Source organism: Pseudomonas sp. GT1P32, from assembly GCF_054897805.1.
Genome location: NZ_CM142704.1, coordinates 3,679,497 through 3,697,966 on the forward strand (window position 1 = coordinate 3,679,497; position 18,470 = coordinate 3,697,966).

An 18,470-nucleotide genomic window follows, 5' to 3' on the forward strand; every position below is an offset into this window, starting at 1 on the left:
CGCTTCTTTTTTACAGAAGCTAACTAGGAGGATACGCCGACATGGCCTTTTCCACAGCCTCCCGAATGGCATCGGAACGTGCACTCTGGCTGCCTTTGTTGCTGGTTTCGGCGCTCGAACTCCAGACGGGTTGGCCGCTTTGAGCATCGAACATCTCCACCTGCACCACCACGACCTGTTCCGAATAGGTGCGAACGATCGGCACCGTGTTGTACATGCCATAACCGCTGCCGTAGCGGTTGTAGCCGCCATACCCGCCGCCGTAGTAACCGTAGTCGTCCTGAACCTGCCGCAAGCGGGTTTCCAGATGCAGATTGGCGCTGATGAACAGGTCCGCCGGGCGATTGTCGTGCAGCGGGCGCAAGCCGCGCTGATCGAGTGCGTTGCTCACGGCTTCGGCGACTTGCGCCGAGTCCGCCCACGCCGAACCCGGCGGCAGTTGCCCATTGAGCCAGGCCCAACTGCGGTAGCGGCCATAGTCACGCGGCGGGGCTGGATAGGCGCTGTGGTCGAACGTGTTGGCAGCCTCGGGCGGCGCCGGCGGCAAGGGGTTGGACGTCGCCACATAAGGGTTGCTGCCCTGGCAGGCAGCCAATCCCAGACAGATCATCAATAACCCGGTACGACGTTTCATTTCGCGCTCCGATCAGACCGGCCGACAGATCCAGTGCAGGTAGCGCCCAAGCCCGGCAAAACTTGGGTGACGCCGGTGGGCCAGCTCCATTTCGAGCAAGTCCACCAGTTCGGCGCGGGCCTGAAATTCCACTGGCATGTAGTCGTGAAAAACACGAACCCCACTCTGGGTTTCGACCTGCCACAGACCTTCAAGTTGCACCGCCAATTCACGCGGATCAAGGGGCTGTTGCGGCGTCAGGCTCTGCTTTTCGCCGGCCATGTCGTTCTTGCGCATTTTGCGGAAGTGACCCTTGAGCAGGTTGCGGTAGATCAGTGCATCGCGGTTGTAAAACGCCAGGGACAACCAGCCGTCCTGCTTCGTCAACTGATGCAGTACCGGCAGAATCGCGTGGGGCTCGGCCAGCCATTCCAGTACGGCATGGCACAGCACCAGGTCGTAGGGTTCGGTGAGCTGACCGAGCAGGTCCTGCCACGGCGCCTGAATAAAAGTGGCCGTCTGGCCTGCATCGGCAAAGCGCTGGCGCGCCCCTTCAAGCATGGGCTCGGCAGGTTCGGCCAGTGTCACGTCATGCCCGCGCTGGGCCAGCCACAACGACATGTGACCCAGGCCGGCGCCGATGTCGAGTACGCGCAAGGGGCGGTCCGGCAGGGTTTCCGCCAGGTCGGCCTGAAGCACCGCCAGACGGATCGCACCTTTGGCGCCACCGTAAATCTTTTCGGCGAAGCGGGTCGCCAGTTGATCGAAATGACGGTCGCTCATCAGCTGAACCTCCGTTCACTGTCCGCGAGTTTGCTGCGCACCACTTCATTCATGTCCAACCCCAACTCGCTGCACAGCAGCAGTAGATAGAGCACGATGTCGCCGACTTCCTGCCCGGCATGGGCGAGTTTGTCCGCCGGCAACTGGCGCGACTGATCTTCGGTCAACCACTGGAAGATCTCCACCAGCTCGGACATTTCCACGCTCGCGGCCATCGTCAGGTTTTTCGGGCTGTGAAATTGCCGCCAGTCATTGCGGTCACGGATGGCGTGCAGGCGTTCGGTCAGTTCAACAAGGTTCATCGGGCTCTCCTGTAGGCGTATAGCTTCGGGGGGATGGCCGGGGATGGCAAGTGGGTAGATTTATTGTGGGAGTGAGCCTGCTCGCGATAGCGGACTGGGGTTCAACATTGATGTTGGCTGACAAACTGCTATCGCGAGCAGGCTCACTCCCACAGGTAAGATGCAGCCACTATGCTTGCAGGGAACTCCCCAATGCGATCAATGGCCCAAGGCTCAACCACTTACATCAGGACGTTAACGACATGCAGGTAGACAGTTTTTTCGAATGGCTCGGCCAGGCGCTTGGCTCGGTCATCCGCTTTATCGTTGACGCCCTCGCCGGCCTGTTCAATCTGTTGAGCAACGCCGGCAGTAACTTCGTCGAAGGGTTGTCCCGCGCGCTGGGCATGGACACGTCGATCGTCAGCATCATCGCGCTGGTCCTGGGGCTGATGCTGTTGTGGTCGGCGATCCGGGCGTTCATGAATGCGTCGATCATCATGGGGATCATCTGGTTACTGCTGGGGTTGTGGTTGCTTAGCTGGATAATTCATTAACAACTCAGTTCCCTGTGGGAGTGAGCCTGCTCGCGAAGGCGGTGTGTCAGGTGATAAAAATGTTTACTGACCCGCCGCATTCGCGAGCAGGCTCGCTCCCATAATGGATCGGCGCAGATGCCGGATGTATCGCTACAATGCCCGCTCCCCAAGGAGCCTGCATGTCCAACCTGATTGCCGACTGGCGCGACCGACCGACCCATCGCCGGGTCTGGGCGCTCGCCGCGCCCATGATTCTTTCGAACATTTCCGTGCCGCTGGTGGCGCTGGTCGACAGTACGGTGATCGGCCACTTGCCCCACGCCCATCAGTTGGGCGCCGTCGCGGTCGGGGCCAGTCTGTACACGTTTCTCGCCTGGGCCATGGGCTTTCTGCGCATGGGTTCCACCGGGTTCGCCGCCCAGGCTGCCGGACGCGGGGATGGCGCAGCGTTACGGCAGATCCTGTTGCAAGGCCTGTTGCTGGCCATGGGGCTGTCCATTGCCTTGGGTGCGCTGGGCATTCCGTTGAGCGGTGTCGCGCTGCACTTCATGCAACCTTCGGCGGAACTGGATCAACTGACCCGCGAATTCTTCCACACTCGATTGTTCGGTCTGCCTGCGGCACTGGCCAGTTACGCGCTGGTCGGCTGGTTCCTCGGCACGCAAAACGCCCGGGCGCCGCTGGCGATTTTGCTGAGTACCAACCTGGTCAACATTGCGCTGAACCTGTGGTTCGTCCTCGGTCTGGAATGGGGCGTGGTCGGTGCGGCCCGGGCCTCGGTGATCGCCGAATGGACCGGCGCGCTGATCGGTCTGCTGATGACCCGCAAGGCACTGCGTGCCTACCCCGGTCACATCGCCTGGGCCGCACTGGCGCTGTGGCAGAGTTGGCGACCGCTCCTGGCCGTCAATCGCGACATCTTCATCCGCAGCCTGTTGCTGCAATCGGTGTTTTTCCTGATCACCGTACAAGGTGCGCGGCTGGGTGACGCCACGGTCGCCGCCAACGCTTTGCTGCTCAATGGTTTGCTGCTGACGGCCCACGCGCTCGACGGGTTGGCCCATGCCGTGGAAGCGCTGTGCGGGCACGCGATTGGCGCCCGCGACCGGGACACCCTGCGTCGCTCATTGGTCGTCGCTTGCGGATGGTCGCTGTTGGCGAGCCTGGGGTTTGCCGTGTTGTTCCTGTTTGCGGGGCACTTGTTCATCGAGATGCAGACCGACATTCAGAACGTACGCGACACGGCGCTCATCTACCTGCCCTACCTCGCCGCCCTGCCGTTGATCGCGGTCTGGAGCTATTTGCTCGACGGGCTGTTCATCGGCGCAACCCGCGCCCGGGAGATGCGCAACGGCATGCTGTTGACCGTAATCCTGCTGCTGCCATTCGCCTGGGTGCTGCAAGGCTTTGGCAACCACGGGCTGTGGATAACCTTTTTGCTATTCATGGTGCTGCGCAGCCTGACCCTCGGTGTGATTGCCTGGTTTCTGCGCAACAACGACGGTTGGTTCAGCGGCCGGGCTCACTGACCCGGCGTTGCCATCACAAACGCCACGATCTGCTCCAATACCGGCGCCAGACCGCGCATCGGGCGTGACAACGTCGCCACCAGAGTGGCGTGGCCGGGACGCGAAAAGTACAGGTCCTGCACCGGCACGCCCGCCTCGCGCAACTTGCGCGCCAGCCCGCCGGTGTTGCGCGTCGGGTTGACCAGATCGTCGTCCGTCGCGGCCATCAACAAGGCCGGCGGCGCGCCGGGACTGACGTGATTGATCGGCTGCGACTGCGGCGGTGAATCCGGCCAGAAAAAAACCGGGCGCACGTCCGGATTCTTGATCGGCAGAAAATCATACGGCCCGGCCAGACCGATCCAGCCGCTGAGATTGTGCGGCGAAAGGCCCACCGCGCCGAGCAGGCCGGGGTCCAGCGCCAGCATCGCGGCGTTGTACGCCCCGGAACTGTGACCCATCAGGTACAACCGCTGCGGGTTCCCGGAAAACTGCCGAATGTATTCGTGCGTCCAGGCGACCGCTCGTGCGCCATCCTCCAGGAACAGTGGATAACGCACCTGTGGATACAACCGATAGTCCGCCAGCACCGCGACAATCCCCCGAGACGCCAAAGCCTCGCCGACAAACCCGTAATCGCTGCGCGAACCGCTGTTCCAGCTGCCGCCATAGAAAAACACCACCACGGGCGCGTTTTCCATGGCATGGCGAGGCACATACACATCGAGTTTTTGTCGCGGATCAGCACCGTAGGCAATGCCCTCGGTCTTGTCGAAACTCCCGTCGGGCGTCAGGGCATTCAGCAACTTCAGCGGAGAGCACGCCGTCATCGCGAACAGCAGGCACCCGCCGATTGCCAGGCTGAACAGTCGCCGCAGGGTGCTCGTCATCAATGCAGAACCTCGTGTTCAGGGTTGATCGTTCAGCCACCGATTGCGCAGGTTATCGAGACGCTCCTGCTGGGTCAGCCCGGACAACGGCGGCACCAGCGAAGCGCGGGGGTACTGCAAGCGTAGCCATAACCAGCCATCGAGTACCGGCCGCTCGCTGAAACCCAGCGCCAGCCCTTCCTGCACATGGGCCCATAGGCGGCTGTAATCGGCCCCGATGGATTGGCTCCAGTGCCAGGCATGCTGCTCCAGCAGGCAGGTTTGCAGGGTTTCGCGCTGTAGAGGGCTGAGGTTTTCTTCGTCCGCCAGCGGGCTGACGGCGAGCCCCGGGTTGAGCAACTGCTGCCAGCCCTCGCTGCCGATCGCGTGATCGGCCCACGTCCCACCGAACCAGTGCAACTGGCTGATCGGGCCCAACCAACGACTCAGTTCCCGGGCATCGCAGGCATCGAAAAAGTAACTGGCCGTGTTCGGGTTGTAATAACTCAACAAGGCCCGATGGTGCAGCCCGCAAGAGACGATGAGCATGCGGCGCAAATGCTCCAGCAACGGTGAGGACGAAACCTCGCTGACGATCAGCAAGCCACGCCAGACCTGCGTTTGGCTGTAGCACAACTCGGCCAGTACCGGGCACGTTCGAAGGTCGATGAGCACCGGGCCGTCTTCGCGCAACGCCTGCAGTTCGGTGCCCTCGAACAACCAGAACCACTGGGCCTGCGCGAACGCCTGTTGCAGTGTTGCGCTCGCTTGAGCTGCACTCGGGACATCCAGCAACAGCCATTGCGGGGTTGCGCCAATCATGCCGCACCGCTCTGGCCAAACAGCGTCGCCGCCCGGCAGGTGCAAAGCGCCTGTGGGCAGTGACTGAAGCTGCCGCCGCCGGGCAACAGACACAACAACACCAAGGGCTCGCCCGAGCGCAGGAGTTCCAGCAAGCCGTCTTGGGGTGATCCATCCTCAGGCGGGCTGGGCTCCTCGACCTCTTCGAGCGACGACGGCGCGTGAAGAAACCCGCAAATCAGCGGCTGATCCGGATCGCCCTCGATAAAGCTCACCACCACTTCGGTCCCTTCGCTCAGCGGCGAGGCCGTCGGCCCATCCAGCTCAGCCGCCAGCGGCAGCCAACAATGACTGGGCGTCGCGCCTTCGCCCTGATAGAGCCAGTCAAACTGCACGGCAATCGGTCTGGAGGGATCAGGCCGTGGTTCATCGACGTCGACCACCCAGGCTCGTTGCAGGCTGTGCATCCGTGGTTTCACCGCGCAATGCGACGAGACGAAAGGCAACTCCCAGTGAATTGCGCGGAACTGGTTGCTGTACGGGGCCAATGGATCCTGACTGCCCTGATGGTCGACATGGGTCAGCAACCACAAATGATTCCAATCGGCGACCGGATGGCCAGACAAGGGCATCAACTGACCGCTGCGCAGCGTCGGCAGGTCCGTGCAACCTTCGGCACTTTGCGCGGTGCGTTGCTCTGCCTGAAGCTGAAACCGGCGCACCGCAGGGGAAGCTTGCCCGACCGCGAACACCGCGTTTTCGCCAAGGCGAAAATGCCCGTGGCCGTCACCGAAAACCACGCAATGCCCGTCGGACTGATGTTCGAAATGGTAGTGAAGGCGTTCCTGGGCGCACAGCCGCTGGAGAAACTGCAAATCCGATTCCCGATACTGCGTGCAGAAATCACGGGGCAGGTAATCGCCAGTCAATTCAAAGCGTCGGTCCTTGCCGGTAATGCCGTGTTCCTTGAGCACCTGGCTGAGGATCTCGGGCACCGACAACGCACTGAAAATCCGCTGGCTGAAACGCTGGGACAGGCACGCCAGCTTCGGCCCCAGACGCACGTGGCAAAGCCTGACGCTCGGGCCATGGTCACGCTGCACCAGTTCATGCAGTTGGCCATGGAAAGTGCTGCCCTCTGGCCCGAAATGCAACACGGCCGGACGGTACAGCAGGTTCGCAAGGTCCAGCATCGGGTCATTGATCAGCAGATCCACATCGAACACAAAGGGCTCGCTGATCGCTTCTCTACCGGTAAAGGCCAGGACTTCGAAAGGGTCGGGCAGACCGGCTACATCCAGACGAAATGAAGGTTCGTTGACTGGATCGAACATCGGCGATTCTCTACAGGAGGGGCGGCCGGGGATTCTCGCCGAGAGACATGGCCGAGTAGAGTGCCGAAGTACAACTTAGGAAATGGCCTACGCGAAAAGAAGACCATATGGCTTTGATAGCCGGGAGTGTGGGACGTTTCGCTTTAAAAAAGAGAACCGCCGCACCAGGTCATCTGAAATTTCCGCAGCGTGCGGAACATTTTCAGACAACCTGGCGAGAACGGCGACTTACCTCAGGAAGACAGGTAAGACGAACGGGTCAGGCCCAGACGCAGGGCGTCGAGGAACTGGGTGCGCTCGGCCGCGGTGATGCGCGCACTGGCGCACTTGTCGCGGTAGTGGGTCATCAGCTCTTCCGGCGACAAATGCACGTAACGCAACATGTCTTCGATGGTGTCGTGGGTTTCGATACCCGCGTGGTACACGCTGCCGTCGGCATTCTGGTAGATGTTCACCGAGTCGGTGTCACCGAACAGGTTGTGCATGTCGCCAAGAATTTCCTGGTAGGCGCCGACCAGGAAGATCCCCAGCAGATAGTCTTCGCCCTCATTCAGAGCGTGCACTGGCAGGCTGGTCTCGATGCTCTGCTCGTCGACGTATTGCTTGATCTTGCCGTCGGAGTCGCAGGTCAGGTCTTGCAGCACCGCGCGGCGCAGCGGCTCTTCGTCGAGACGGTGCAGCGGCAGGATCGGCAGGACCTGGCCGATGGCCCAGGTGTCCGGCAGGCTCTGGAATACCGAGAAGTTGCAGATGTACTTGTCGGCCAGCTTGTCGTTGAGTTCGTCGAGCACCTGACGGTGCGAACGCTGACGCGCCTTCAACGAGTTGTGCAGGCGACGGCACACGGCGAAGTAGCATTGCTCGGCCAGGGCTTTTTGCGCCAGGGTCAGCTTGCCGTCGGCGTACTGGGTGGCCACGTCGCTCATGTAGTGGGTGGCGCGCCAGTAGGTTTCGGTGACCATTTCGATGTCGGTCGGGCCGAGCAGGTCAACCAGCCACTGCACGGTTTCCGGCAGCTCTTCCTTGTTGTCGATCTTCGGCACGTCGTCGTTGTGTTTCTCGACGTCGGTGACTTGCACCACCAGCATGGCGTGGTGCGCGGTCAGGGAACGGCCGCTTTCGGAGAAGATGTTCGGGTGCGGCAGGCTCTGCGCGTCGCAGAACTCCTTGAGCATCCCGACCACGACACCGGCGTAATCGTCCATGTCGTAGTTGATCGAACTGGCGTTACGCGAGTGCGTGCCGTCGTAGTCGACGCCCAGACCGCCACCGACATCGATATGGTCAACCGGCAGGCCGAGGTTGCGCAGTTCGCCGTAGTAACGAATCGCTTCCTTGAAACCGTGCTGGTAGTCCGCCAGGTTGGCGATCTGCGAGCCCATGTGGAAGTGCAGCAGACGAATGCCCTGGTCCAGACCCGCCGCGCGGAAACGCTCGACCACCGACAGCAGTTGCGCCGCCGACAGACCGAACTTGGATTTCTCGCCACCGGTGTCCGCCCACTTGCTCGAAGCCAGGGACGACAGGCGTACGCGCAAGCCGACCTGCGGCTTGACCTTCAGCGAGGCGGCTTCTTCGATCACCAGGCCGACTTCGGATTCTTTTTCGATCACGATGAACACGTTGTGGCCAAGCTTCTGGCCCATCAGCGCCAGTCGAATGAACTCGCGGTCCTTGTAACCGTTGCACACGATGGTGCCGCCCTTCGGCGCCAGTGCCAGCACGGCCAGCAGCTCAGGTTTGGAGCCGGCTTCCAGGCCGATGGACACGTCCTGGGTGGCGATGATGTTTTCGATCACCGCTTCTTGTTGGTTCACCTTGATCGGGTACAGCGCGGTGTACTTGCTCTGGTATTCCAGGCGCTCGATGTTGGCATCGAAGGCACCGGTCAGCTGACGCACGCGGTCTTGCAGAATGTCCGGGAAACGCACCAGCAGCGGCAAGGACAAGCCGCTTTTACGCAGCTGGTCGACTTGCTCGAACAGGTCGATAGGCGAACTGGCCGGACCGTTCGGACGAACCTCGACGCGACCGGCGTCATTGATCGCGAAATACCCGGCCCCCCAATGGCGAATCCCGTAAACACTGCGGCTGTCCGCAACTGTCCATTGGCTGCCATCGTCTTTGCGTGTGCGTCGTACGGACATTGAAGTCCCCTATAAAGAAGTCATAGAGCGTCGCCTGGGTTCAGGCCGGCGCAGTCTAAAGGATGAAAATGACGGTTCGTCAACGAGGGGATAGACCTCGCTGACCGCAGTGAGTTTAGAAACCGGTCAGAACAGGCTCTGTGAAAACCATGTAGACGACACCAGACCAGAAGAAATCAGGACAGGGTCAAGCCGAGGGTGGTTTTCACAGAGGCTGCTAGCCGCCGGACTTCTTTGCCTTGAAACCGAGTTTGATCAGCTCGCCCAACAGCAGCTCGACATGATCGCCCTGGATCTCAATGATTCCGTCTTTCAACGCCCCACCGGTGCCACAGCGTTTCTTCAACGTGGTGGCCAGGTCCTTGAGCGCGTCTTCAGCCAACGGCACGCCGGTGATGGTGGTCACCGTCTTGCCGCCACGGCCCTTGCTTTCGCGACGCACGCGAGCGATGCCGTCGCCGGCCGGGATAACGGTCTGTTTGCAGATACAGGCGTCCACCGGCTTACTGCAATCCGGGCAATGACGACCTGCGTCGGTGGAAAATACCAGGCCACCAAGGGCGGCGAAGGATGCGGCTTTTTTGGCCACCGGCAATCCTCTTGGGAGGACAAAGACTGGTCGCGGCACTTGGGCAAGTGCCATCGACCGCGAAGCCCCACTCAGGCAGGGGCAGCGCTACTGAACCGAAACAACCTTTGTAGGAGCTGGCTTGCCAGCGATGGACTTCAACGATAACGCGTGCGTTCAGAAACTACGCGTCGTCATTGCGTTCATCGCGAGCAAGCTCGCTCCTACAGAAAAGCAATACGGTTCAGCTTGAAAAGGTCGCGCAGTGTAACGGCAAAAAGCCGACTTGCTAAGAGCCAATCGGCGCCAATTTATGCCTCTTTTGCGACGTCCTCGCCACGAGCCCGGAGATAGCGCTTCAACGCGGCCAGAGAGTCCGGGCAGTAAGGCTTTTCATCGATTTCCCGAAGCACGTCACCGATGGGCAAAAAGCGCGCTTCGAGCACTTCTTCCGGTTGCAGGGTCAACGGCCCGTCCCACACCGCCGAAAACGCCGAACACCACAAACGATTGCCGGTGTCTTCGAAGAAAAAATGATCATGGGCAGTGAGTTCCACCCCGCTCACGCCCAACTCTTCTTCAAGCTCGCGGGCGGCCGATTCGGCGTAGGTTTCGCTGGCGAGCACCATGCCCCCCGCCGCCACGTCCCAGTAACCCGGATAAATCGCTTTACTCAGGGTGCGCCGGTGAACGCAGAGTTCCCCAGCCGAATTGAACAGCATGATGTAGGTGCCGCGCCCGATCAGCCCGCGCTCGCGCAGGTCCGAGCGGACCAGTGCGCCGAGCAGGTTGTCCTGCTCGTCGACCCAGGCGATCTGTTCGGCATCCGAGGCCGCGCGATGGGCGGCCTCTCTGGCGTTATCGACCATGACTCAGCCCTGATTGAGCAGTTGACGCAAATCGATCACTGCGGCGTTGGCCCGGGAAATGTAATTGGCCATGACCAGCGAGTGGTTGGCCAGTACGCCGAAGCCGCTACCGTTGAGAATCATCGGGCTCCAGACCGGCTCCTGCGACGCTTCCAGCTCACGAATGATCTGGCGCACGCTGACGGTCGCGTTCTTCTTCGCCAGCACATCGGCGAAGTCGACTTCGATGGCACGCAGTAAGTGGGACAAGGCCCAGGCCTGACCGCGAGCTTCATAGAACACGTTGTCGATCTGCATCCACGGAGTTTCGACGATTTCCTCGTCAACCTGTGGCACCTGACCCGGCGCGACCACTTCGGTCTTCAGCGCGGTGTTCAGTTTGACCCGGCCAACGCTGGCCGACAGGCGTTGCGACAGCGAACCCAAACGAGTGCCCACATCGCCCAGCCAGTTGTTCAGGTTGTCGGCGCGAGCATAAAACAGCGCGTTTTTCTGCAATGGGTCGGACAGACGTGCCTGATAGCGGCTCAGGGAATTGATACCTTCCTGATACTCGGATTCGCTGGAGGGCAGCACCCAGCTTTTATTGTCGAAGTTGAAACGCGGTTCGGCTTTTGCCAGATCAGCGTCTTCGGCCGATTGCGACTGCGAACGGGCGAAGTCTTTACGCAACGCCCGCGTCAGATCGCGGACCTGGACCAGCACGCCATATTCCCAGCTCGGCGTGTTGTCCATCCACAGGCCCGGCGGGAAACGGTCGTTGGAGATGTAGCCGCCCGGTTTGGTCAGCAAGGTGCCGGCGACGGTCTTGAGGGTTTCGACCGTGGTGTAGCCGATGACCATTTGCTTGCCTTCTTTCTCGGCCGCCACTTGAGCATTCTGTTGGACCGGGAACAGCGCCGGCTCCTGGCTCCAGTACCAGCCAAGCACAATGGCCACAATCAGATAGAGGCCGATCAGCGTGGCCAGCGCCCGACTGAACAAAAGGCCACCGATGTAACTGCGGGTAGCCGATTTCGGTTCAGCGGCACGTTCAGGCGCGCTGCCCGCGCGGTTCTTCCAGTCCAGCATGGCGATATCCTTTCAATCACTTGAGTTCATCGGTTCGACCACAACCATACAACAACGTGCCTTTGCCCGGCACCCGTCGTTGGGTTATCCGCAGAAATTAGCGTCAGGTCTGTGACAACCGTGTGCCGATGAATTCTAGTCGCCCTGCCAGGGTTAAACGCCAATGACCTTCATTGAGAGTTGCTGAACCTCATCCGAAATAAAAAGATGCGCAATGCCCTTGCCGTCGGTCCTGCGTGGCGCCGTGTCCCCATCCACCGTCGCGATGTAGTGATGAAGCGCCAGCGGCTCACCCGTTACGCTGTCTACGAGGCGGAATATTCTTGGGGATCTTGTGGGCTGGACTGACGGATTTTGCATCAGTTCCATTATCTTTGGATCAAACGCCCGCTCCGGCATTACCCAGTCAGCGAAATCGGCTTCAGGCCCGACCAGCCACCATTCTCCCCGCTCGATCGGGTCAAGCACCTCGCTGTCGATATCGATCAACAGGCCGGCACGCAACTCGTCCATTCCATCGATGGGTTGCCGATCCAGCAACGCTTGGCGCACAAGCTCCAGCGCTTGTTCACTGGGCCAGGCATGTTGACACTCCCACTCGGACAGATCGAGTTCGTTGACCAACCTCATCCCGGCACCTCAGTGCTCCACTCATCGGAACCCATGGTTCGACTGACTTCATGCCGCCAATAGATGCGCCGGTAACTGAAATGGACTTTCTCCACTTGAGTGAGGTGAGCGGTACCGGGATCCTGGCAATGCGGCATGAGCACTTCAGCGCCGATGATCACCGCGTCTTCCAGTTCCATCGTATAAAAGTGTTCCTGGACTCCCTGAGCCGAGGTGCGATACCACTCGACGCGGCATATTTTTAGCAATTCTCCAGAACATAAAGCGTTGTTGATCAGCGGTGTCGCTTTGTCGATGGCCTTGGAGATGATCAAGGGCTTGTGCATCCGACGACCTGCGCCCGACCCTTTCGGTACGAAGATCCCGTGGCTCAGGGCCTGGATCATGATTTGGTCCTCACGCCCCTTTTGATAGATGTTGCCCACCGACGCCTCAGTAAAAGCACCAGCGCTGATCAGGCCTTGGTGTTCGCCGTGGAGGGTCATGAAGGCGGGAGTTGGCATGGTGGGGCTCCTTTGGTTTTTTTGGGAAACAAGGGGGTGAGCGGGATGGATTGGTCCAGTTCGATTAGAGCGTCTTCATCCCCATCTTCTGCGAAAGGCGTCCACGGTTTGCTGATCGACAGTGTGATGAGGTAGCGCTCTTCATCAGGCCGTTGGTCGTATTTGAAACGGTGGACGTACATCAAGACTTGATATTTTTTGCCGGCCTTCCAGTAAACCGAGCCTCCTTTGTCTCGCAGCTGCGCTCGCCATTCAGGCGTGTCGGCAAAGGGTGGATAGCGTGTCCTACCGGCCACCCTCCATCCCCCCCCGCGCCACTGGTCTTGTAAATCCAGCGCTACTTCCAGGGCATCATCGAGCAGCAGTGGCTCAATCTGCGGGGACATGCGGATACCGAAAATGATGTTGTCGTCAAATCCGACACTAAAGAAGCGCGCAGCGGAAGTGGTGAACCCAAATTTCGGGTCGACGAACCGCAATTTCGCATCGGTCATGGGGATACCGGACCAGATATGTCCGCGTATCTCCGGACTAAAGGGGGCTGAAGAATTTCTGCGTAGATCTTCATACGTCCCGCCTATTTCCAGGACGATTTCGGGTTCATCCCACAACGGTTGCCTCAACTGATGTATGGCAGCCCATATCAAGGCACTCAGAAGTAGAAGGCAGGCACAGCAGCGCCAGTCGAATAACCGTGGTTGCAGAGTCATAGCCCGAGACTGCTCAATGCGATTTCGTTGATCGACCGTTCTAACGCATAACGGTTGTGGTCACCGAGCATCTGATCAAAACGCGCTGCAGCCTGAAGAACGAATGCCATTCGCTGCGTGATGTCGGACAAGTCCGCCAACGGGTTGTCGCCAAAATCGATGGTGCGCCCATCCTCGACACGTTGGCATTGACTGGTAAGCGTCAACTCAATTGCCTGCGCAACGCCTGAAGGAAACCCCGTGACGTAGGAAGCGTGGTTGGCACGCAGCAATGCCACCAATTGACGGTTCTGGTAAATCGTCGGCTGGAGGATATTGTTCTGCTCATGCCGCGCCAAATGCTCAACACTTGCGGCGATGTCTCCGTCCTCTATCGCCTCAAAGCCCAGCAAAATTTCGAAGTGAGCCACCCCGAACTTCAGCGTTTCCTCCCCCGCTGGCCACAACACCGGGAACTTCGGATGCCCGTAAATTCTCTTCCGGGCGTCCAGGCACTTCTTCAACTCCCTCAAACCCCGCTTCGCATAAAACTCATGCAGCGGAAAAACATCCAGAAATAGCGTGGTATTCCCCAGCGCCATCATGTCGTGCACATGCCGGAACTGTTGTTGCACCAACGACAAGTCCTCACCCGCAGAACGAAAATCCACTGAAGGCACCGGATTTCGCGCATCCGCTTCCTTATATTCACGCAACTCATCCGCCTGCCCGGCCATACTGTCAGGCGTCAGCAAACCATGCTCTCGGCGGCTCTCACGCAAACGCTCCCGCGCCTCATGCTCATCGCGAATGAGATCGATACTGTCCGCCGCATGAAGCAGTGCGCAGCCAACCTGCTTGGAGGCAAACGCCGCCAGCCCGGCCCACTGAAACCTGGAATCGTGCAACCAGAGTCGCGCGTACGCAGCGTTGATAGCGCGGTTGCGCTCGACAGGGTCGGCAATCAATACCCCTCCAGGTGCGACGATGTCCTCCGCCTCCCGCTGGTAGTGCCGCCATAGGCACGCGCACGTCAGAATCGGGACGTCGGTAACAAACGTCTTGCTCCCATAGAGCAGTTCCTCTTTGCATTCACAATCAGCAACGGGCGTGCTGTTGTGATTCAGGCGCTGCTCGTCGCTGGGATGTTCTTTGAAACACTGGGTCATGATGGGCCGATGGCATCTAAGGGTTTCCCTAACACCCTACCAGCCGAAAATCCGGTTCGAATCTGCCGGCGAAAAATCAGAACTCCCTGACAAGTAACGCTCGCCGGGATGACAGACGATTCGCGAAAACAGGCAGGAGAGGCCCTGATCATGGGTAGTGTCAGATCACCGACAAGCATTTTCAGACCAGCCAGTCAGAAACTGAATGACGTCGCATTGCAGATTATTGACGTACGACACTCATGTGACTGAAAAGAGGTGCTAGCATAGAGCCACCAGTCGATCTCAGCATGCACCCTAACTAGTAGTCAGGATATGACCGAGCCAGAAGACCCCAGCCGTGAGCGCCTCAAGCACCACTTTGCCCAGCGGGTAATTCATCAGGCACGTCAAATTCTTGAGATCTGGCAGCGCCTGCAACGCAGTGAGTGGTCCACCACCGACTTATCGGAACTGAGTGAAGCCAACCTGCGCCTGCTGCGTTTCGCCGAGCGCTTCGAACAACCGGAACACACGCAACTGGCGCGCCACATCGGCCAGTCGCTGGAGGCTGTCGACGCCAATCGCGGACGCCTCAGCAGCGGCCTGATCACTGACCTCAATCGCTTGATGCAGCGCCTGTCGCGTACCGGCCTGCGCCATGGCGATCAGCTCGAACAAACCTTCCTTCCGCCATTGCGCAAGCCGATCTACGTGATGCTGCAGGATCACGACCGCGCCGAGCGTCTGGCCAAACAACTGGAATTTTTCGGCCTCAGCGCCCAGTCCCTCGACAGCGTGTCGGCGTTTCGCTCCTCGATGGTCGAACGCTTGCCTGCGGCGATCGTCATGGACGTGGACTTCAGCGGCCCCGGCGTCGGCCTGAAGCTGGCCGCCGAAGCCCAGGTCGGTCTGGATGAACCGTTGCCGTTGCTGTTTTTCAGCCTGAACGAAACCGACACGCCGACCCGCCTCGCCGCCGTGCGTGCCGGTGGCCAGGAGTTTCTCACCGGCACCCTCGAAGCCTCGAGCCTGCTGGAGAAAATCGAAGTCCTGACCTGCGTCGCGCAGTACGAACCTTATAAAGTGCTGATCATCGACGATTCCCGCGCCCAGGCCTTGCACACCGAGCGCCTGCTCAATAGCGCCGGGATCGTCACGCGCACCTTGATCGAGCCGATCCAGGCCATGGCCGAACTGGCGGATTTCCAGCCCGACCTAATCATTCTCGACATGTACATGCCGGCCTGCACCGGTACGGAACTGGCCAAAGTGATCCGCCACAATGACCGCTATGTCAGCGTGCCGATCATTTACCTGTCGGCCGAAGACGATCTGGACAAGCAGCTCGACGCCATGAGCGAGGGCGGCGACGACTTCCTGACCAAACCGATCAAGCCCCGGCACCTGATCACCACCGTGCGCAACCGCGCGGCGCGGGCACGCAATCTGAAAGCGCGGATGGTCCGCGACAGCCTCACCGGGCTGTACAACCACACGCACATTCTGCAATTGCTCGAAGACTGCAGCTTCCGCGCACGCCGCGAGAGCAAGCCGCTGAGCTTTGCGATGCTCGACATCGACCACTTCAAACGGGTCAACGACAGCCACGGTCACCCCATGGGCGACCGTGTGATCAAGAGCCTGGCGCTGTTCCTCAAGCAACGATTGCGCAAGACCGATTTCATCGGCCGCTACGGCGGCGAAGAATTCGCCATCGTCATGCCAGACACCGATATCGAAGCGGCCTGTAAAGTCCTCGACGAAATCCGTCAGCGCTTCGCCGAAATCCATTACCCCGCTCAGCCCCAGGACCTCTGGTGCACGTTCAGCGCCGGGGTGGTCGAACTGTGCGAAGACTCCGACGGCCTGATGATGGCCAGCCAGGCGGACGAGGCGCTGTACCGCGCCAAGCATGCCGGACGCAACCGCGTACAAGCTGCACGGACGTCAAAGCAAAGTGCCACTTTTTCATCGGAATCGACCCAGTCAGTCATAATGCTGTAATAGAAACGCAATAACTTCAGGCACTTACCATTTCGCCGTTGGTAGTCCCTTGATGCGCCTGAAGCTGCTGACCAATCTCAATACCCTCCTTTTAGTCGCCGTGTGCGTGGCCCTCGGCGCCACGCTTTGGTGGTCGCAAAAAGCCCTGGAGCGCCCCTATCTGTTGATGGAGCGCTACCTCGGGTTGTCCCAGCAATTTCAAAATGAAGTGGCGCGCAACATCGAGGACTACCTGGCCAGCGGCGATGCCCTGCGCCTGAGCAGCGCCAGCCAAGCCATCGACGGCCTGCTAAAGGAACTCGCCGAGTTACCGCCAACGTTGGCCGACAGCTTGCGTCCGAGCCTGTCGAACCTGGATGAATTCAGCAAAACCGACCTGTTGGCCGCTGGCAAACTCGCGGGCGATCCTCAGGCGCTACTGCTGCAAGCCGAACGCGAGCTCGGCGCCAGCCTCGACCAGTTGAGTCAATACGCCAGCAGCAACGCGAGCTATCTGACGCCATTGCTTGCGGCCTCTCAACACCTGGGCAAACTCTCTTTGGCGCGGGACAAACTGGTCAGCAGCGGCCGCAGCGAACTGGCCGCCGATGTCGAGCGTGAAGTCACCAACATTCGCACGCAAGCCGAGCTTCTGAACGCCTTGCCGCTCTTGGGCGTTACCGGAAAAAGTGAATCGGGCACCGACGATTTCGCTGCAATGATGGGCCTGGAGAACACCGAAAAAACCGTTGCGGAAGATGCCGGCGTCGGCCTCAAACGCGAGCTCAACAGCCTGCTCACGCGCTATCCCGCAGAGCTTGCGCGCACCCGCGAGCAGATCCAGAAACGCGCCGACCTCAGCGCCGCGACTCACCAGAAAATCGCTGCCGTGCAACAGTCCATCGCCGGGCTGGAACCGGTGGTCCGTGCCCAGCACGGGCAGATTCAGAGCGAAGTGCGGCTGATGCAAGGGGTGATGATCGGCCTGATTCTGCTGATCGCATTACTCATCGACACCCTGCAGCGGCGCCTGGCCCGGACGCTGACCAACCTCGCGCCGGCACTCTCCACCTGGGCCGAAGGCGACTTCAGTCGCGACATCGAATTGGGCAAGACCAATCGCGAGTTGCATGACATCCAGGCCTCGCTCAATCGACTGCGCGCCTATCTCGTCGATCTGGTCGGAACCATTCGCCTCAACGCCGAGCAGGTCGCCGGCAGCAGCCGCACCCTGGCCGAGTTGAGCAATGATTTGCACAGCGGCGCCGAACATCAGGCGGGTGACACCGCGCTGATCCGCGACTCACTCGGTGAGCTGGAGGCGACCATTCAACAAGTCGCCGGCGATGCCAGCCAGGCTGCCGACGCCAGCCGCCATGCGGGATTAGCGGTGGAGCATGGGCAAAAAGTCATCGGGTTGAGCCTCACCGGGCTGCACGCACTGGTCGATGAAGTGCAAGGCAATGCACAGATGATCGAACACCTCGCCTCGGAGTCGGCCACCATCGGTGGCGTGCTGACGGTGATTCGCTCGATTGCCGACCAGACCAACCTGCTGGCCTTGAACGCCGCCATTGAAGCCGCCCGCGCCGGGGAAATGGGTCGTGGTTTTGCCGTCGTGGCCGAAGAGGTTCGCTCACTGGCGCAACGCACCGCGGGCGCCACGGCCGAAATTCAGACCTTGATCGCCGGGTTGCAAACGGCGGCGCAACAGTCGGTAGAAGGTATGCGTGCGCAGGTTGAGCATGCTGAAGCAACGGCCAACCAGGCCCAGGCGGCCGACGGCGCGCTGGACAAAATCGTCGGGGCGATCCAGACGATTTCCGACACTGCCGTACGCATCGCCGATGTCACGGCTCAGCAGAGCGGTGCCGTCAGCGAAATCCGTGATCACAGTGAGCGGATTCACCAGTTGGGTGGGGATAACTTGCTGCGTATCGGAGAGGGGCGTGAGCAAGGTGAGCATTTGTTGGTGCTGGGCGGGCGGTTGCATACGGCCGTTCAAGCATTCCGCGTCTGACAAACCGCCACAACCTTGTAGAAGCGAGGCTTGCCCGCGAACCAAACGACACGGTTTATCAGGCGAACCGTATCATCGTTCTTCGCGGGCAAGCCTCGCTCCTACAGGGGC

18 protein-coding genes are annotated in these 18,470 nt (G+C 60.2%); 4 read left to right on the forward strand and 14 right to left on the reverse strand.

Annotated features, from left to right (window positions below):
- Nucleotides 1–19: 19 nt before the first annotated feature.
- From ACYZUC_RS16940 to ACYZUC_RS16950, 3 genes are read right to left on the reverse strand one after another with little or no spacing between them, the layout of a single operon-like run.
- Nucleotides 20–634: a DUF4136 domain-containing protein gene (locus ACYZUC_RS16940; protein WP_461989385.1), complete on the reverse strand. Its 615-nt coding sequence runs from the start codon at nucleotides 632–634 to the stop codon at nucleotides 20–22.
- A 12-nt stretch (nucleotides 635–646) separates the two neighbouring features.
- Complete coding sequence (locus ACYZUC_RS16945; protein WP_008038741.1) at nucleotides 647–1,396, reverse strand: methyltransferase domain-containing protein; 750 nt, start codon at nucleotides 1,394–1,396, stop codon at nucleotides 647–649.
- Entirely contained in the window at nucleotides 1,396–1,698 is a 303-nt protein-coding gene (locus ACYZUC_RS16950) for a MazG-like family protein (RefSeq protein WP_280162855.1), read from the reverse strand. The genes ACYZUC_RS16945 and ACYZUC_RS16950 overlap by 1 nt, the downstream gene beginning before the upstream one ends.
- A gap of 242 nt (nucleotides 1,699–1,940) precedes the next feature.
- On the opposite strand from ACYZUC_RS16950, the gene ACYZUC_RS16955 reads away from it, so the two are divergent.
- The gene (locus ACYZUC_RS16955; RefSeq protein WP_461989386.1) at nucleotides 1,941–2,234 is read left to right on the forward strand and encodes a hypothetical protein; all 294 of its coding nucleotides are present in this window, start codon (nucleotides 1,941–1,943) and stop codon (nucleotides 2,232–2,234) included.
- A gap of 161 nt (nucleotides 2,235–2,395) precedes the next feature.
- Complete coding sequence (locus ACYZUC_RS16960) at nucleotides 2,396–3,745, forward strand: MATE family efflux transporter (RefSeq protein WP_461989387.1); 1,350 nt, start codon at nucleotides 2,396–2,398, stop codon at nucleotides 3,743–3,745.
- Here the strand turns inward: ACYZUC_RS16960 and ACYZUC_RS16965 are convergent.
- From ACYZUC_RS16965 to ACYZUC_RS17015, 11 genes are all read right to left on the reverse strand, one after another.
- Nucleotides 3,739–4,614 carry an alpha/beta hydrolase gene (locus tag ACYZUC_RS16965; protein ID WP_461989388.1) on the reverse strand — a complete coding sequence of 292 codons (876 nt, stop codon included), beginning with the start codon at nucleotides 4,612–4,614 and terminating at the stop codon, nucleotides 3,739–3,741. The two genes, ACYZUC_RS16960 and ACYZUC_RS16965, sit on opposite strands and share 7 nt — an antisense overlap.
- A gap of 18 nt (nucleotides 4,615–4,632) precedes the next feature.
- Nucleotides 4,633–5,415 (reverse strand): DUF4123 domain-containing protein, encoded by a 783-nt coding sequence (locus ACYZUC_RS16970; protein ID WP_461989389.1) that lies wholly within the window; start codon nucleotides 5,413–5,415, stop codon nucleotides 4,633–4,635.
- Nucleotides 5,412–6,728 (reverse strand): contractile injection system protein, VgrG/Pvc8 family, encoded by a 1,317-nt coding sequence (locus tag ACYZUC_RS16975; protein ID WP_461989390.1) that lies wholly within the window; start codon nucleotides 6,726–6,728, stop codon nucleotides 5,412–5,414. Before ACYZUC_RS16975 ends, ACYZUC_RS16970 begins: the two co-directional genes overlap by 4 nt.
- 233 nt (nucleotides 6,729–6,961) lie before the next feature.
- On the reverse strand, nucleotides 6,962–8,875 hold the full coding sequence (gene speA, locus ACYZUC_RS16980; RefSeq protein ID WP_461989391.1) for an arginine decarboxylase: 1,914 nt from the start codon (nucleotides 8,873–8,875) through the stop codon (nucleotides 6,962–6,964).
- Nucleotides 8,876–9,092: 217 nt separating this feature from the next.
- A complete protein-coding gene (locus tag ACYZUC_RS16985) occupies nucleotides 9,093–9,464 on the reverse strand; it encodes a translation initiation factor Sui1 (RefSeq protein ID WP_008031278.1) in 372 nt (123 codons plus the stop codon).
- A gap of 290 nt (nucleotides 9,465–9,754) precedes the next feature.
- Nucleotides 9,755–10,312 (reverse strand): NUDIX hydrolase, encoded by a 558-nt coding sequence (locus ACYZUC_RS16990; protein ID WP_461989392.1) that lies wholly within the window; start codon nucleotides 10,310–10,312, stop codon nucleotides 9,755–9,757.
- A 3-nt stretch (nucleotides 10,313–10,315) separates the two neighbouring features.
- Entirely contained in the window at nucleotides 10,316–11,383 is a 1,068-nt protein-coding gene (locus tag ACYZUC_RS16995) for a DUF2333 family protein (protein ID WP_461989393.1), read from the reverse strand.
- Between the two features lie 153 nt (nucleotides 11,384–11,536).
- Nucleotides 11,537–12,013 (reverse strand): hypothetical protein, encoded by a 477-nt coding sequence (locus ACYZUC_RS17000; RefSeq protein ID WP_461989394.1) that lies wholly within the window; start codon nucleotides 12,011–12,013, stop codon nucleotides 11,537–11,539.
- Entirely contained in the window at nucleotides 12,010–12,516 is a 507-nt protein-coding gene (locus ACYZUC_RS17005) for an Hcp family type VI secretion system effector (protein ID WP_461989395.1), read from the reverse strand. The genes ACYZUC_RS17000 and ACYZUC_RS17005 overlap by 4 nt, the downstream gene beginning before the upstream one ends.
- Nucleotides 12,495–13,010 carry a hypothetical protein gene (locus tag ACYZUC_RS17010; RefSeq protein WP_461989396.1) on the reverse strand — a complete coding sequence of 172 codons (516 nt, stop codon included), beginning with the start codon at nucleotides 13,008–13,010 and terminating at the stop codon, nucleotides 12,495–12,497. The genes ACYZUC_RS17005 and ACYZUC_RS17010 overlap by 22 nt, the downstream gene beginning before the upstream one ends.
- A gap of 212 nt (nucleotides 13,011–13,222) precedes the next feature.
- The gene (locus ACYZUC_RS17015; RefSeq protein ID WP_461989397.1) at nucleotides 13,223–14,374 is read right to left on the reverse strand and encodes a DUF2515 family protein; all 1,152 of its coding nucleotides are present in this window, start codon (nucleotides 14,372–14,374) and stop codon (nucleotides 13,223–13,225) included.
- A gap of 315 nt (nucleotides 14,375–14,689) precedes the next feature.
- Here ACYZUC_RS17015 and gcbA point away from each other — a divergent pair, with 315 nt between their 5' ends.
- Nucleotides 14,690–16,360, forward strand: coding sequence for a diguanylate cyclase GcbA (gene gcbA / locus ACYZUC_RS17020; RefSeq protein WP_461989398.1), 1,671 nt, complete (start codon nucleotides 14,690–14,692; stop codon nucleotides 16,358–16,360).
- Between the two features lie 955 nt (nucleotides 16,361–17,315).
- Entirely contained in the window at nucleotides 17,316–18,359 is a 1,044-nt protein-coding gene (locus ACYZUC_RS17025) for a methyl-accepting chemotaxis protein (RefSeq protein WP_461996723.1), read from the forward strand.
- The last annotated feature ends 111 nt before the right edge of the window (nucleotides 18,360–18,470 follow it).

Excerpts from the sequence above, each read along its gene's own strand:
- ACYZUC_RS17025 (WP_461996723.1), top strand. The coding sequence starts at position 17,316 with ATGATCGGCCTGATTCTGCTGATCGCATTACTCATCGACACCCTGCAG.
- ACYZUC_RS16945 (WP_008038741.1), bottom strand. The coding sequence starts at position 1,396 with ATGAGCGACCGTCATTTCGATCAACTGGCGACCCGCTTCGCCGAAAAG.
- ACYZUC_RS16960 (WP_461989387.1), top strand. The coding sequence starts at position 2,396 with ATGTCCAACCTGATTGCCGACTGGCGCGACCGACCGACCCATCGCCGG.
- ACYZUC_RS16990 (WP_461989392.1), bottom strand. The coding sequence starts at position 10,312 with ATGGTCGATAACGCCAGAGAGGCCGCCCATCGCGCGGCCTCGGATGCC.
- ACYZUC_RS17000 (WP_461989394.1), bottom strand. The coding sequence starts at position 12,013 with ATGAGGTTGGTCAACGAACTCGATCTGTCCGAGTGGGAGTGTCAACAT.
- ACYZUC_RS16955 (WP_461989386.1), top strand. The coding sequence starts at position 1,941 with ATGCAGGTAGACAGTTTTTTCGAATGGCTCGGCCAGGCGCTTGGCTCG.
- ACYZUC_RS17015 (WP_461989397.1), bottom strand. The coding sequence starts at position 14,374 with ATGACCCAGTGTTTCAAAGAACATCCCAGCGACGAGCAGCGCCTGAAT.
- ACYZUC_RS17010 (WP_461989396.1), bottom strand. The coding sequence starts at position 13,010 with ATGACCGATGCGAAATTGCGGTTCGTCGACCCGAAATTTGGGTTCACC.
- ACYZUC_RS16970 (WP_461989389.1), bottom strand. The coding sequence starts at position 5,415 with ATGATTGGCGCAACCCCGCAATGGCTGTTGCTGGATGTCCCGAGTGCA.
- ACYZUC_RS17005 (WP_461989395.1), bottom strand. The coding sequence starts at position 12,516 with ATGCCAACTCCCGCCTTCATGACCCTCCACGGCGAACACCAAGGCCTG.
- ACYZUC_RS16940 (WP_461989385.1), bottom strand. The coding sequence starts at position 634 with ATGAAACGTCGTACCGGGTTATTGATGATCTGTCTGGGATTGGCTGCC.
- speA (WP_461989391.1), bottom strand. The coding sequence starts at position 8,875 with ATGTCCGTACGACGCACACGCAAAGACGATGGCAGCCAATGGACAGTT.
- ACYZUC_RS16950 (WP_280162855.1), bottom strand. The coding sequence starts at position 1,698 with ATGAACCTTGTTGAACTGACCGAACGCCTGCACGCCATCCGTGACCGC.
- ACYZUC_RS16975 (WP_461989390.1), bottom strand. The coding sequence starts at position 6,728 with ATGTTCGATCCAGTCAACGAACCTTCATTTCGTCTGGATGTAGCCGGT.
- ACYZUC_RS16965 (WP_461989388.1), bottom strand. The coding sequence starts at position 4,614 with ATGACGAGCACCCTGCGGCGACTGTTCAGCCTGGCAATCGGCGGGTGC.
- gcbA (WP_461989398.1), top strand. The coding sequence starts at position 14,690 with ATGACCGAGCCAGAAGACCCCAGCCGTGAGCGCCTCAAGCACCACTTT.
- ACYZUC_RS16995 (WP_461989393.1), bottom strand. The coding sequence starts at position 11,383 with ATGCTGGACTGGAAGAACCGCGCGGGCAGCGCGCCTGAACGTGCCGCT.